This window comes from Streptomyces sp. cmx-4-9 (assembly GCF_046548835.1).
Classification (GTDB): Bacteria; Actinomycetota; Actinomycetes; order Streptomycetales; family Streptomycetaceae; genus Streptomyces.
The window spans coordinates 74,149-88,569 of sequence record NZ_JAEBEE010000010.1 but is presented as its reverse complement, the minus strand read 5'-3'; the positions used below and the strand labels follow the sequence as shown (position 1 = coordinate 88,569).

11 protein-coding genes are annotated in these 14,421 nt (G+C 72.3%); 2 read left to right on the top strand and 9 right to left on the bottom strand.

From position 1 onward, the window contains the following. Positions 1–8: 8 nt before the first annotated feature. The gene (locus ACLJTM_RS29065; RefSeq protein WP_411106728.1) at positions 9–1,568 is read right to left on the bottom strand and encodes an APC family permease; all 1,560 of its coding nucleotides are present in this window, start codon (positions 1,566–1,568) and stop codon (positions 9–11) included. Between the two features lie 333 nt (positions 1,569–1,901). Between ACLJTM_RS29065 and ACLJTM_RS29060 the strand changes: the two genes are divergently transcribed. Next, on the top strand, positions 1,902–2,627 hold the full coding sequence (locus ACLJTM_RS29060; protein ID WP_411106727.1) for a hypothetical protein: 726 nt from the start codon (positions 1,902–1,904) through the stop codon (positions 2,625–2,627). Between the two features lie 83 nt (positions 2,628–2,710). Here the strand turns inward: ACLJTM_RS29060 and ACLJTM_RS29055 are convergent, their stop codons facing one another. The 6 genes from ACLJTM_RS29055 to ACLJTM_RS29030 all read right to left on the bottom strand — a co-directional run bounded on the left by ACLJTM_RS29055 (position 2,711) and on the right by ACLJTM_RS29030 (position 10,186). Further along, entirely contained in the window at positions 2,711–4,174 is a 1,464-nt protein-coding gene (locus ACLJTM_RS29055) for an aldehyde dehydrogenase family protein (RefSeq protein ID WP_411106726.1), read from the bottom strand. Further along, positions 4,171–5,910 (bottom strand): N-acyl-D-amino-acid deacylase family protein, encoded by a 1,740-nt coding sequence (locus ACLJTM_RS29050; protein ID WP_411106725.1) that lies wholly within the window; start codon positions 5,908–5,910, stop codon positions 4,171–4,173. Before ACLJTM_RS29050 ends, ACLJTM_RS29055 begins: the two co-directional genes overlap by 4 nt. Before the next feature lie 189 nt (positions 5,911–6,099). Next, a complete protein-coding gene (locus ACLJTM_RS29045; RefSeq protein ID WP_411106724.1) occupies positions 6,100–7,221 on the bottom strand; it encodes an LLM class flavin-dependent oxidoreductase in 1,122 nt (373 codons plus the stop codon). Positions 7,222–7,326: 105 nt separating this feature from the next. Next, positions 7,327–8,112: an SDR family NAD(P)-dependent oxidoreductase gene (locus ACLJTM_RS29040; RefSeq protein ID WP_411106723.1), complete on the bottom strand. Its 786-nt coding sequence runs from the start codon at positions 8,110–8,112 to the stop codon at positions 7,327–7,329. 9 nt (positions 8,113–8,121) lie between these two features. Beyond that, the gene (locus ACLJTM_RS29035) at positions 8,122–9,069 is read right to left on the bottom strand and encodes an LLM class F420-dependent oxidoreductase (RefSeq protein WP_411106722.1); all 948 of its coding nucleotides are present in this window, start codon (positions 9,067–9,069) and stop codon (positions 8,122–8,124) included. A 295-nt stretch (positions 9,070–9,364) separates the two neighbouring features. Continuing rightward, complete coding sequence (locus ACLJTM_RS29030) at positions 9,365–10,186, bottom strand: hypothetical protein (protein ID WP_411106721.1); 822 nt, start codon at positions 10,184–10,186, stop codon at positions 9,365–9,367. Between the two features lie 491 nt (positions 10,187–10,677). Here ACLJTM_RS29030 and ACLJTM_RS29025 point away from each other — a divergent pair, with 491 nt between their 5' ends. After that, a complete protein-coding gene (locus tag ACLJTM_RS29025; RefSeq protein WP_411106720.1) occupies positions 10,678–11,118 on the top strand; it encodes an NUDIX hydrolase in 441 nt (146 codons plus the stop codon). Positions 11,119–11,131: 13 nt separating this feature from the next. Here the strand turns inward: ACLJTM_RS29025 and ACLJTM_RS29020 are convergent, their stop codons facing one another. Next, positions 11,132–11,923 (bottom strand): nucleotidyltransferase domain-containing protein, encoded by a 792-nt coding sequence (locus ACLJTM_RS29020; protein ID WP_411106947.1) that lies wholly within the window; start codon positions 11,921–11,923, stop codon positions 11,132–11,134. A gap of 145 nt (positions 11,924–12,068) precedes the next feature. Further along, positions 12,069–12,707, bottom strand: a complete 639-nt coding sequence (locus ACLJTM_RS29015) for a trypsin-like serine peptidase (RefSeq protein WP_411106719.1) — start codon at positions 12,705–12,707, stop codon at positions 12,069–12,071. Positions 12,708–14,421 lie beyond the last annotated feature (1,714 nt).

Here is a 14,421-nt window from a genome sequence, read left to right as displayed (position 1 = left end):
GGGTGGGGTCAGTCCTCGACCACCAGCGCCGGGGTGGACTTGGTCAGCACCTGGCCGCGGAAGAAGGCCGGGCTGCGGCGCTCGGTGACGACCATGATGACCAGGCCGAGGGCCAGCAGGCCCACGCCGATCACGAAGACGCTGCCGACGCCGAGGACGGTGGAACCGGATCCGTAGGCCGGGTCCCACATGTCGATCAGGGTCTTGAAGAAGACCGTGGCCAGCAGCAGTCCGCCCAGGACCGGGAAGACGCCCTTGAAGAAGAGGTCGCGGGCGGAGCGGCGCAGTTCGCCGCGGAAGTACCAGGCGCAGGCGAAGGCCGTCAGCGAGTAGTAGAAGCAGATCATCAGCCCGAGGGCGAAGATCGTGTCGGTGAGGACGTTCTCGCTGACCAGGGTCATCACGGTGTAGAAGACGCCGGTGGCGACGCCCGCCATGATCGTGGCGCGGCCGGGGGTCTTGAACCTCGGGTGGACCTTGGCGTACGAGGGGGGCAGGGCCTCGTAGGTCGACATGGCCAGGACGGTGCGGGCCACCGGGATGAAGGTGGTCTGCAGGGACGCGGCGGCCGAGGCCAGCACCGCGACGAAGAGCAGGATGCCGAGGGCGGGTCCCATGACGGGGCCGGCGAGCGCGGCGAAGACGTTGTCGGAGGTGTCCTCGTTGGCGAGGCCGAGGCCTTCGCCGCCGGAGCCGACGGCCATCTGGGCGGCGATGCCGGTGGCCAGGTAGGAGCCGACCAGGACGACCATGGCGATGAGCGAGGCGCGGCCGGGGGTCTTGGCCGAGCCGGTGGTCTCCTCGTTGGTGGCCAGGCAGGCGTCCCAGCCCCAGTACATGAAGATCGAGAGCGAGAGTCCGGCGGTGAAGGCGGCCATGGACTCGACCGCGAAGGGGTTCATCCAGGACCAGGAGAAGTCCAGGCCGGTGTCGAAGGTGCCCGCGGAGGCCTTTTGGAAGGCCATGGCGACGAAGAGGGCGAGGACCACGAGCTGGAGGCCGACCAGGGCGTACTGGATGCCCTTGGTGGCGGTCATGCCGCGGTAGCTGATGGCGGTGGCCACGGCGATGAGGGTGAGGCAGGTGGCGATGTGGACGAGCTTGTTGTCGTCGAGGGCGGCGATCGACGGATTGTTCGTGATCTCGCCGGCCAGCAGCCAGAAGTAGGACGTGGCGACGCCGGCCAGGTTGGAGAGCACGATGATCGTGGCGATCACCAGGCCCCAGCCGCACATCCAGCCGATCCGCGGGCCGAAGGCCTTCACGGTCCAGGTGAAGGAGGTGCCGCAGTCCGGCATGGCCTTGTTGAGCTCGCGGTAGGCGAAGGCGACCAGGAGCATCGGGAGGAAACCGGCGAGGAAGACGGCGGGCATCTGCATGCCGACCTCTCCGGCGGTGGACCCGAGGGTCGAGGTCAGGCAGTAGACGGGGGCGACGGTGGAGATGCCGATGACGGCGCTTCCCACGAGTCCGACGGACCCCTTGCCGAGGCCTTTCCCACGGACATCGCCCTCGGCGACGCCGCTTACCGTGTCTCCGACCTGAGGCCGGACGTCCAGCTGTGTCATGGGTCAGGACGTTAGACGCTGCGTTTTCCACATCCGGAGGTCACAGCTCCGGAACCGAAGTTCCGGGAATGCCTTGGAATCCTGAGACCGATCGCGTTCACGAGCACGTAATACAAGGTTCACACCAGATTACGTCCATGGTTCAACAGGCACTGGACGCAGGGTTTCGCCATACGGAAACCGTAGGCATGTCCGATATGGGCGTTTTCAAAGTTTCCTTCGTTACTTTGCGGTGCGTGGCGGTGACCGCAGGGCCCGGCCGGTTTGCCGTGCACATGACTCCCGCCTAGAGTCGCCGCCGTTCAAGGTCATTCACGGGGGAGAACCATGCGCATGCGTACCCAGTCACTGCTGGCCTCGGCCGCCGCCGTCACCGCCCTCCTCACCGGCCTCACCGCCTGCGGCGGCGACAGCCCCACGACCTCCGGGGGCAACCCGCTCACCGGGGACGGCGCCATCGCCGGAACCGGAGACGGAACCGGGGCCGGAACCGGGGGCGGAGCCGCCGGCACCGGCGACGGCGGTCCGCACGAGGGCACCCTGGAGAACCCCACCAAGAACGGCGGGGTCAACGGGAACGCACCCAAGAACGGGACGGCCTTCCAGCAACTGCCCAAGGCGGGCACCATGGCCGCCGCCGCCCGCTTCATCAACGGCTTCACCCCGTGCGAGCCGGTCAGCCGCACCCCGACCGGCGGCAAGCCGAGCGAGGGCCCGGACACGGCCTTCGGCCCGGCCTTCTCCGTCACCGAGACCGGCTACTGCGGCCGGCGGGGCATCACCACCATCGTCCTCATCAAGGATCCGAAGGCCTTCCAGACCGCCTTCAAGGCCGAGGTCGACGCGGAGAAGGGCAGCGGGAACGCCAACAGCGGCATCGTCGTCGGACAGGACTTCGCCATGGGGTCCGAGAGCTCGGACGCCATGAGCGCCCTGCTCCAGCCGCAGGCCGGACTGCTCATGCTCAACTGCCACCCCGACTTCGACCCGCCGAGCGGCTACCGCAAGGAGCCGGCCCTGGTGAAGGGCTGCGTCCTCACGGACTACTACAAGGACTGAGCGGCACGGTTGCGGGCGGTCCCGGACCGGTCATCGGGCCGGGACCGGAACAACGGGCGGGGCCACGGCGACGGCACTCCGCCTCAGCCGGTCCACACGATCGACTGCACCTCGCTGTAGGCGTGCAGGGCGTACGAGCCCACGTCCCGGCCCACCCCCGACCGCTTGAACCCGCCGAACGGCGCCTCCATGTTGCGGCCGACGGTGTTCACGCCGACCCCGCCCGACCGCAGCCGCCGCGCCACGCGGAACGCGCGCGCCGAGTCCCCCGACCACACGTAGCTGATCAGCCCGAAGTCACTGTCGTTGGCCAGTGCGACGGCCTCCTCCTCGTCCCCGTCGAAGGGGACGACCACCACGACCGGGCCGAAGATCTCCTCACGGACCACCCGCATGTCGTTCGTGCAGTCCACCAGCAGGGTCGGCGCCACGTAGAAGCCGCGGCCGTCCCCCACCACCGGGCGCTCGCCGCCGTAGGCGATCCGCGCACCCTCCTTCCGGCCCAGTTCCACGTACGCCTCCACCCGGTCCCGGTGCGCCGCCGAGATCACCGGGCCGACCACCGTGGCCCGGTCCGCCGGGTCGCCGACCTTCATGAAGGCCAGGTAGCCGGTCAGTTTCTCGACGAGCCGGTCGTAGACCGCCCGATGGGCGATCACCCGGGTCGGGGCGGTGCAGATCTGCCCGGAGTAGAAGGAGAAGGTCGTGCCGATGCCCATCACCGCCGCGTCCAGGTCGGCGTCCTCGAAGACGATCGCCGCGCCCTTGCCGCCCAGCTCCATCAACTGCCGCTTCATCGTCCGGCCGCACACCTCGGCGATGCGCTGCCCGACCGCCGTGGATCCGGTGAAGGACACCATGTCCACCTCCGGGGCGTCCACGGCCGCCTCGCCGACCTCCACCGCCTGCCCGCCCACCACGTTCACCACACCGGGCGGAACCCCGGCCTCGGCGAGGGCCTCGGCCATCTTGAACACCGACAGCGGGTCCTGCGGCGCCGGTTTGACGACCACCGTGTTGCCCATGGCCAGCGCCGGCGCCACCTTGCCCGCCGGGTTCGCCCAGGGGTTGTTGTACGAGGTGATGCAGGTGACCACGCCGACCGGCTGGCGCACTTCCAGCGCGCCGAGGACGGCGGCCCGCCCCATCGGGCCGGCCTCGGTGACCTGCGGCGCCAGCCCCCGTTCCACGGGTTCCATGGCCCCCCTGGCGTACCGGCGGAACCGGGCGACACCCACTCCCACCTGCATGCCGCGGGCAATCGCGGCGGGTGCGCCCGTCTCCTGCCGGGCCAGCTGCGACCAGGGCTCGTACGCCCGCTGGATGAGGTCCGCGGCCCGGTCGAGGACCGCTGCCCGCGCCTCGGGGGTCGTACGGGACCAGGGCCCGAAGGCCTCGGCGGCGGCGCGGGCCGCCTCGCGGACCTGCTCGCGGGAGGCCTCGGGGGCGAGGCCGACCACCGATGCGTCCGCCGGGTCGATGACCTCGTAGTGGCCGCCGGCGGGCTCCACCCACTCCCCGCCGATGAAGAGCCGCTGAGCGGTCATCGGGTGCTCACCGTCCTCGTGTCCCGGCCCGAGCGGAGCACGGTCCCGGGGACCGCACCCGTCACCTCGTCGTCGCGGATGGTCTCCACGCCGTTGACGCGGACGGAGACGATCCCGATGGCGCGCGCGTCCAGCCGCGGGCTGTCCCCGGGCAGGTCGTGGACCAGGGTCGCCGGACCGGCCTCGATGCGCTCGGGGTCGAAGAGGACGAGGTCCGCGTGATGGCCCTCGGTGATCCGGCCGCGTTCGCGCAGCCCGAACAGCCGGGCCGGGTCGTCGGTGAGCATCTTGACGGCCTGCTCCAGCGGCAGCAGCTTGCGGCCGCGCAGGCAGTCGCCGAGGAAGCGGGTCGTGTAGGGGGCGCCGCACATGCGGTCCAGGTGCGCGCCCGCGTCGGAGCCGCCCAGCATGACGTCCTCGTGCTGCCAGGTCTCCTGCCGCAGGGCCCAGCTGGCCGGGTCGTTGTCGGTGGGCATCGGCCAGAGCACCGTGCGCAGTTCGTCGTGGGCGCAGATCTCGACGAGGCAGTGGAAGGGGTCCTGGCCGCGTTCGGCGGCGATGTCGCCCACGACGCGGCCGGAGAGGCCCTCGTTCTCCTTGCTGTACGTGTCGCCGATGACGTACCGCCGGAAGTCGGCGAGGCGGCGGAAGACCCCGGCCTCCTTGCTGTCGGCGCGCCGCAGCATCCCGGCCCGTACGTCCGCGTCGCGGAGTCTGGCGATCCGTTCGGGGACGGGCAGGCCCAGGACCTCGCCCCAGCCGGGGATGAGGTTGAGGGCGCAGAACGTGCCGAGGGACATGTTCATGGGCGTGAGGATCGGCATGGTCAGGGCGACGATCCGGCCGCCCGCCCTGCGGGCGCGTTCGCTGGGGATCAGCTGGCGGGGCACCCGTTCGGGAACGGAGGCGTCGATGGTGAGGACGTTCCAGTTCAGGGGCCGTCCGGCAGCCGCGCTCATGTCGACGAAGAGGTCGATCTCCTCGTCGGAGAACTGGTCGAGGCAGCCCGCGACGATCGCCTCCAACTGGGTGCCCTCGTGCTCGGCCACGGCCCGTGAGAGCGCGAGGAGTTCGGCGGGCTTCGCGTGCCGGGAGGCGACGGGGGCGCCTGCGCCGTCCGAATGGGTCGAGGACTGCGTGGTGGACAGCCCCCAGGCGCCGGCGTCCATGGCGTCGTGGAAGAGGGCGAGCATGTCCTCCATCTGCTCCGGTGTGGGCTGCCCGCCGACGGCGGCCTCGCCCATGACGTGGCGGCGCAGCGCGCAGTGGCCGACCATGAAGCCGGCGTTGACGGCTATCCGGCCCTCCAGGGCGTCGAGGTACTCGCCGAAGGTGGACCAGGTCCAGTCGACGCCCTCTTCGAGGGCCTTGAGGGCCATGCCCTCGACCTTGCTCATCATCCGGCGGGTGTAGTCGGCGTCCTCCGGGCGGTCCGGGTGCAGGGGGGCCAGGGTGAACCCGCAGTTGCCGCCCGCGACGGTGGTCACCCCGTGGTTCATGGACGGCGTGGCGTAGGGGTCCCAGAAGAGCTGGGCGTCGTAGTGCGTGTGGGGGTCGATGAACCCGGGGGTCAGGACGAGGCCGGTGGCGTCCTCGGTGGTCCGGGCGGGTTCGGTGACGGTGCCGGGGTCGCCGAGGACGGCGATCCGTCCGTCGCGGATGCCGACGTCGGCGACGCGGGCGGGCGCGCCGGTGCCGTCCACGACGGTCGCGCCCTTGATCAGGTGGTCGAGCATGACGTCCCTTCTGCCGGTGTTCGCTGTACGGGCCGGGTCCCGGGACCGTGGAACGCCCGCGTGCCCCGGCCGGAGGCCGCCGGACCGGCCGCGGCCACGGCATGCCTCCGGCCGGGGCCGGTGCGGGACGGCGGTCCGGGAAGACGCCGTCCCCGTACGGGGAGCCGGGCGGGGGCCCGGCGCGGCGGCCTACGCCGATTCGCGGAAGCGGGTGGTGCGGTGGACCGGGTCCGTGTCGATGTGCGGGATCACGTGCTCGCCGATGAGCTTGATGGTGGTCATCGTGTCCTCGTACGAGACCCCGGTCGGCAGGCCGAAGGAGAGCTGGTCGGCCCCGGCCTGCTCCCAGCGCTTGCACTGGGCGCGGACCTCTGAGGGATCCCCGCAGATCAGCAGTTCCTCCGCGATCAGCAGCTCGATGATCTCCGCGTTGTACTCGGGGAGGGTCTCGGGCCACTGAGGGATGGCCTCGGGCCGCGGGAAGGTGTCGTGGTAGCGGAAGACCAGCGACTGGAAGCGGTTCATGTGGGCGTTGACGGCTATCTCGACGGCCTTGTCGTGGGTCTCGGCGCAGATCGCGGTCGAGGTGACCATGACGTTGTCGTTGACGAACGCCCCGATGGCCTTGGCCTCCTGGATGGCCGTCTTGTACTGCTCCAGCACCCACTCCATGTCGGAGACCTTCTGGACGCTGAAGCCGAGGACGCCGAGGCCCTTCTTGGCGGCCATCGCGTACGAGGAGGGGGAGCCGGCGGCGTACCACATGGCCGGGTGGGCCTTGCCGTACGGCTTGGGGAAGACCTTGCGCGGGGGCAGCGACCAGTGCTTGCCCTGGAACCCCTCGTACTCCTCCTGGAGGAACATCTTGGGGAACTCCGCGATGGTCTCCTCCCAGATCTCCTTGGTGTGGTTCATGTCCGTGATGCCGGGCATGAAGCCGAGGATCTCGTGGCTGCCCGCGCCGCGGCCGGTGCCGAACTCGAAGCGGCCCTTGGAGAGGTGGTCCAGCATGGTGACCTTCTCGGCCACCTTGACGGGGTGGTTCACCGGGGCGAGCGGGTTGAAGATCCCGGAGCCGAGGTGGATGCGCTCGGTGGCCGCGGCGAGGTAGCCGAGGAAGACCTCGTTCGCCGACAGGTGCGAGTACTCCTCCAGGAAGTGGTGTTCGGAGGCCCAGGCGTACTTGAAGCCGGACTGGTCGGCCTGGATGACGTACTCGGTCTCCTCGACCAGCGCCTTGTGCTCTGCCTCGGGGTCGACCCTGGACCGCGCCTCAGGCACGTATCCCTGCACGAAGAGCCCGAATTCCAAGGGGGTTCACCGTCCTTTGGTTTCTGACGTGGCGTCAGATTGGATGTCCCGACTGTTCCACCGCGGAGGCGGGAGCGTCAATACCTGACGCTCCATCAGCTGACCTCAGAGGAGGCTGACACCCGCCATCCAGCCGCCGTCGATGACAAAGGGCTGCCCGGTGATGTACGAGGAGTCCTCGCTGGTCAGGAAGAGGGCCAGCCGGGCCACCTCCTCCGGCCGGCCCACCCGGCCCAGCGGCACGACCCGCTGGTAGAGCTCCGCCATCGCCGTCCGGGCCTCGTCCGTGATCCCCGCCGGATCCAGCAGGCCGGGGTTGGCCATCGGGGTGTCCACGGCCCCCGGGCACATCGCATTGACCCGGATCCCCTTCGCCGCCAGCTCCAGCGCCGCCACCCGCGTCAGCCCGAGGATCGCCGCCTTGGTCGCCGCGTACGCGCCGACGTACGCCATGCCCGTCAGACCCGTGTACGAGGACGTGTTGACGATCGTCCCGCCCCCGGCCGCCTCGATCTCCGGAGCCAGGGCCTTGATGCCGAGGAACGCGCCGACCTGGTTCACCTGGACCAGCTGCTGGAACTCCTCCAACGGGGTCGAGGCCAGCTCGTTGAAGCGCAGGATGCCGGCATTGTTGACCAGCCCGTCGACCCGGCCGAAGGACTCCTTCGCCGCCGCGACCGCCGCCGCCCAGTCCTCCTCCCGGCTCACGTCCATCCGCACGTACCGGGCCCGGTCCGCGCCGATCTCCTTCGCCACCGCCGCACCCTGCTCGTCCAGCACGTCCCCGAGGAGCACCGCGGCCCCCTCCGCGGCGAACAGCCGCGCCTCCTGCTCCCCCTGCCCGCGCGCCGCACCCGTGACGAGGACGACCCGCCCGTCCAGCTTGCCCATGCCGTACTCCTAGTCGTTGAGGTGCGGCGCGACCTCCGCGCCGAACGCGGCGATCTGGTCCACGAGTTCGGCCCGGTCCCGGCTGCGGAAACGCACCTGGATCTGGTCGACGCCGAGCGCCCGGTACTCCCGCAGGGACTCCGCGAGCACCTCCGCCTTGCCCGTCAGGGTCCGGCGGCCGGTGTCCCAGCCGGGCTCCCCGACGTAGAGCGGCTCGGTGATGGCGCCGAACTCCATCGGACCGGTGATGCCGGCACCGGCCCGCAGCTCCCTGATCCGCGCGATCTGCACGGGCAGCCGCTCCCGCGGGTCACCCTGCGGAAGCCAGCCGTCACCGCGCAGGGCGGCGCGGCGCACGGCAGGACCGGAGGAGCCGCCCACCCAGACGGGGATCCGCTCCTGGACGGGGCGGGGCAGCTGGCCGAGGTCCTTGAACGCGAACAGCTCACCCTCGAACTCCGGGTACTCCTCGGGACCCAGCGCAACCCGCAGCGCGTCCAGGGTCTCGTCGAGCACGGCCCCGCGGCGCGCGAAGTCCACCCCGAGCACCTCGAACTCCTCCTGCACGTGCCCGGCGCCGACCCCGAGGATCAGCCGGCCGCCGCTGAGGTGGTCGAGCGTGGCGTACTGCTTGGCGCTGACCAGCGGGTGGCGCAGACCCAGGATCGCCACATGGCTCAGCAACCGCACGTGCTCGGTGATCCCGGCCAGGAAGGCCAGGGTGGCCACCGGGTCGTACCAGACGGTGCTCATCGGGCCGGCCAGCCGCCGCGGGATCGCCACGTGGTCACAGCCGGCCAGGTACCCGAAGCCGGCCCGGTCCGCGGCCCGCGCCACCTCGGCGAGGTCGGCCGCCGTCGCCGCCGCCTCCCAGGGCTCGGCGTAGATGGTGCTCTGCGACTGGATCGGGAGCTGCATCCCGTAGACCAGCCGTCCCTCGGTGAACACGCGCGCCATACCGGCCCCGCCTCGCCTTCGTCTGCCGATTCGCCCTACCGGTGCGGGGCCATCGTCGTAGCTGACGGGGCGTCAGACAAGGGGTGCGTCGGACATGGGGGCGTCGGACGGGGGGCGGCGGCGGCAGGGGGTGGGGCGGGCGGGGGCGGCGGCGGCAGGGGGTGGGGCGGATACGGATCCCTCCCGTCCCGGTCCCGCCGCCCGCCGCCCGCCCCCTTCTGCGCGGGGGCGCTCTTCTGCGCGGGGGCGCTCTTCTGCGCGGGGGCCTACGCCGGACCGCTGCGCCGCCCCCGGTTCAGAAGCCTTCCGGCCCCATCACGATGACCGGCTTCGCCGCCGGGTCGAGGGTCTGCAGAACCTTCTGCATCGCTTCCTTCGGGATGCCGACACAGCCCTGCGAAGGACCGTCATGGTCCACGTGCAGCCAGATGTTGCCCCCCTTGGCCTCACCCTCCGGCTTGGCCGGATCCAGCGGGGAACGGCCCGGCCTGCGGTTGAAGTCGATCGCCACGACATAGTCGAAGGAGCCTTCGAGGGACTCGCCGTTCACCCCGCGGCCCGACGCGACGAAGGAACGGTTCTCGTCGTACGGGAGCCGCGTACCCGGCGGCGGCGACAGCAGGCCCCCCGCATCCGTCAGCGCGAAGACCCCCTGCGGGGAGGTCAGGTCGCCGTAGCTCCGCTCCGTGGACCAGCCCTTGGCCCCGTTGCGGGCCGGCCAGCTCGCCACGCGCACCCAGTCGGCCCCCGCCGCCGGACGCGTGTACAGCGTCGCCGTGGACTCCGAGGAGTCCACCGCCTTGCCCGTGACCAGGACGAGCTGGCGCGAGTCCACCGGAATCCCGGCCCGGGTCTGCTCACTGATGCCGGTCAGCCCCTGCATGACGTCCCGTTCCGCATCGCGGGCGGCCCGGCCCTGCGCCGGAGGCCGCGCATCCGAACGGGCCTGGACCGCCGCACCCGCGGCATCGGGATCCTGGGCGGCGTACAACCACCCCGCCCCCAGGGTCATCAGGCCGAGGGTGGCGGCGAGAGCCACACGACGGGACGGCCTCGTCGCGGGCGTCGTACGGGGCCTGCGCGGGCTACGGGAGCGGGCTCGGGCGTGCTTGCTCATTGGACCGACCGTACATCAGCCGATCTTCGGAGGCGGGCAGCAGCAGGACTGCGCGCCTCGGGAGCGGCGGGCGCGGCGCGGCTCCGACTGCGGGCGGCTGGGGGGCGGGAGGCGGCCGTACGGGTGCTCCATGTCGCGTACGGGTCCGGCGCGCACGGGTCGCGCACGGCGTCGCGCGCGGGTCGCGTACGGGTCGCGTACGGGGCCGCCGCGCACGGGTCGCGTACGGGGCCGCGCACGGCGCGCGCACGGGCCTAGTGATGCACGCGCACGGGCCTCGTCATGCACGCGCACGGGCCTCGTGATGCACGCGCACGGGCCTCGTCATGCGCGCGCACGGGCCTCGTACGGCTCGCGCACAGGCCTCGTCATGCGCGCGTACGGCCTCGTACGGCTCGCGCAGGGGTCTCGTACGGCTCACCCGCGGCTGGGGGCGCCCGGGTCCGGCGGACCCCTCCGCAAAGCCCCCGCCCCCGGCTTACGCTGGTCTGATGCGAACTCCACGCCACGCAGCACGCGTTGTCATCATCTCCCCCGACGGCTCCGTGTTCCTCTTCCGCGAGAACAACGTGGAGGTCGGCATCCACTGGCTCCCGCCCGGCGGCGGCATCGACCCCGGCGAGAGTCCCGAGCAGTGCGTCCTGCGGGAACTGCGCGAGGAGACCGGCTGGACCGACCTCTCCCCCGGCCGGCTCCTGTGCACCTGGGAGCACGACTTCACCCACCAGGGCATACCGGTCCGCCAGCACGAGCACATCTACGTCACCACCGGCCCCCACCGCGAACCCGTCCTGGAAGAGCCCGGCATCCACTGGCAGTGGCTCTCACCCCAGCGCCTGGCCTCCCTCGGCGAACCCCTGTGGCCCCCGCGCCTGGCGGACCTGCTCGCGAACACGCCCGCGGAACCCGTCCACCTCGGACTGCTGGCCTGAGCCCGCCCCGGGGCTACCCCGCACGGCGGCCCAACACCGCCCGCACCTCGGCGACCAGGGCTCGCGCACCGTCCACCACGGCCACCAGCTCCTCGGAGCTCCGGCCCGGCGCCGCCAGCAGCCCGCGCACACGCGGACCGAAACCGGGCGGTGCCGACGGCAGCGCCTCGGCCACGGCCAGCGCACCCTTCTCGTTGAGGCACCAGCGCCGGTCCTCGGCGTACATCGCCTGCACCAGCACACCGACGGCCCGGGACAGGCACAGCGCGACGTAGAGGACGTCCGCCCGCGCCGCACCCTTCACCGCGCCCTCGACCAGGAACTCCGCCTCCCAGGCCCCCGCCACCAACGCCTGCCGCAGCGCCTCCGGGTACTGCCCGGCCCGCCGCCGAAGGTCCGTCAGCTCACCCCCCGGATCCGCCAGCACCCGCCCGAGCGCCACCTCGCCGGCGTAGCACGGCGACCAGAACCCGAGCGGGTGACCGGGCTGCACCCCCACCTCGTACCGGCCCTCGGCGCACTCGGACCACACCCGTTCGACCCGGTCCAGGTCCCGCAGGATCCAGTCCACGGCCACCCCGTCCACCCGCAGCCACGCCCCGCCGTCCACCCACGGCCCCCACCCGCCGGGCCCGGCCACCTCCACCCCCGGCCCCGCGAGCTCGCCCATCGCGGCCAGGTCGAGACCGCCGCGGTAGTACACGCCGAGGTCCCAGTCCGACTCCGGCCGGTGGTCCCCGCGCGCCCGACTGCCACCGAGCATGACGCCCACCACACCCGGCACCTCGGCCAGCCGGCCGGCCATCTCCTCAACGATCTTCAGCACGGCCCGATCCTCGCACCGGACACCCGGGCCGCCCGGCCCGCCGGGTGTGAGCCCGGGACGCGGGTCCAGGGCCTGGGGCGGGGGCTCAGGGCGGGGGCTCAGGGCGGGCGCTCAGGGCGGGCGCTCAGGGCTTGGGTGTGGGCGTATGCGTCGCGGTCGCGGTGGCGGTGGCGGTGGCGGTGGCGGTGGGCTTGGCCGTAGCGGTGGCCTTGGCGTAGAGGGAGGCGGCGTAGTCACCGAGGACCGTGCTGGTCGACACGTCATCGGTGTCACCACCGGTGAGAATGCCGATGATCTTCCCGTCGGGGGCGATCCACGCGCTGCCGCTGGTCCCCCCGGGGAAGTCAGGGCAGTCGAAACGCTGCTCGGTCGCGCTCTGCCGGACGGCTACCGCGGTGCAGGTACGGGGGACCTTGCGGTCGGCCGGGTACCCCGTCACCGTGACCTCCCCACCCGCACGACCACTGGTGTCCAGCACGGCCGCGCCCGTCACGTCCTCGATCGCACGACCCTTCCCGTCCGGGGCGAGGCGGGCGAAGGCGAGGTCGTACGCGTCGTCCGTCCCCTCGGCCCACCGGTCGTCCTCGAAGACCTTCTCAAGCTTCCATGTGCCGTAGGGGGCGAAGCCGTTGGCGTACGCCGGCACGAACACGGCATCACCGCCCGTCTGATCCCCGTCGAGGAGGCAGTGCCCGGCCGTGACGATCAGGTTCCGCCCCGGGCTCTGCACCACCGTCGCGGTACAGAAGTGATCGCCGTCCACACCCCCCGTGAACAGGGCCCCGGTAAAGGCCGCAGGGCCCCCGGGCTGAGGCGTGACGGGCGGCGGCAGCGTGGTCGCGGGCGGGGACGACAGCTGCGGCTTCGCCGCCTGCGTCCGCCCCGGATCCGCCACCGCCCCGGTGGGAGCCGCCTTCGCCCGCACGGACGCGCCCCCCTCGGGCGGCGGCACCAGCACGGCCACCCCCGCAGAAGCCCCCAAAGCCGCCGCGGCACACAGCACCGCCGTGACCACGTTTCGCCTGTCCACCGGCATGCTGACCCCTCCGCTACGCCCGGCCGAAGCATGCCCCGCAGCCGGGCCGAGAGGCAAGACGGAGCGGGGACGGGGGCGCCGCGGGGCGGGGGCGCCGCGGGACGGGGGCGCCCGCGGGACGGGGACGCCCGCGGGACGGGGACGCCCGCGGGACGGGGGCGGTGGGGCGGGGCGGGGGCACCCGCGAGACGGGGGCACCCGCGGGACGGGGGCGCTGAAGGGCGGGCGGGGGCTTCGGGGGGCTCTGCGGTGCCTGGGCGGTATCAGGGAGGTGTGGGGGTTTCCCGTCAGTCCCAGGGTCCTTCCGGGTCGGGCCGTCCCCTCAAGGGCGCTCCTTCGTCGCGTCGCTACGCGATGGCCTGCGGCCACCCTTGACCGGCCGTCCCGCCCCGGAAAGACAAGGACTGTCGGGAACCCCCCAAAAGGACGCTCACCGGGGACCGGTAGCCCTTCGCGGCGGCCAGCGATGGGCGGCCGAGTCGGGGGCCGCATCAGACCATGACCCCTGCCACTCGGCATAGCGCCTGCACCCCGCCTGTGGCCGTACATAGGCCGCAAGCTCCCCGGTGCCCCCTGCCACTCGGCTCAGCGGCCGCCGGTCGCCGGTGGCTGGGCATAGGCCGCCCACCGTCCACTGCCCTCCGGCGCCCGGCTTGGCGGCCGCCGGTCGTCTGGGGTTGGGCATAGGCCGCAGGCCTCCCGCTGCCCTCCGGCGGCTGGTTTAGCGGCGGTCCGCCGTCTGGGGCTGGGCATAGGCCGCAGGCCTTCCGCTGCCCACTGCTGCGAAACTTGGCGGCCGCCGACCGCACCGAGCTGGGCATGGGCCGCAAGTCCTGCGGGGGTGGTTGCGGCGAGCGGGCGGCGATCGGGCGGTGAGCGGCTCGATGTGGAAGGCGCACAAGCCGCCTTCCGACGGCCGTAGGGGCCGTGAACGGCCATCGGCCGTTGCGGGAGGGAGCCTTGGGGCTCAACTAGGCGCTTAAAGGGCCGCATCGGGGGTCGAAGGTGCTCTGACGGAGTCAGAGACCACTTCGCTCGCTGTCACACTCCGGCAAGACACCATCCACGCCCAGACCGGCACCCAAAAGGGATAAGTGGGGGGAGGTGGCTCTCCTGGGCCGCGAGCGGCCTGTGCCCACCCCCGGACGGCTCGCAGACGCCCGCGGCGGGGAGCACACCCCGCCTACGGCGGCCCGCACCTCGGCCACGGACGAGGCGGCAGCCGCCAAGCCGGGCGCCGGAGGGCACCGGACCGTGGGCGGCCTATGCCCAGCCCCAGGCGACCGGCAGTCGCCGAACCAGGCGCCGGAGGGCAGCGGAGGGTCTGCGGCTTATGCCAAGCCACAGACGGGCGGCAGTCGCCAAGCCGAGTGGCAGGAGGCAGCGGAGAGCCTGCGGCCTATGTACGGCCACAGGCGGGTGGCAGTCGCCAAGCCGAGTG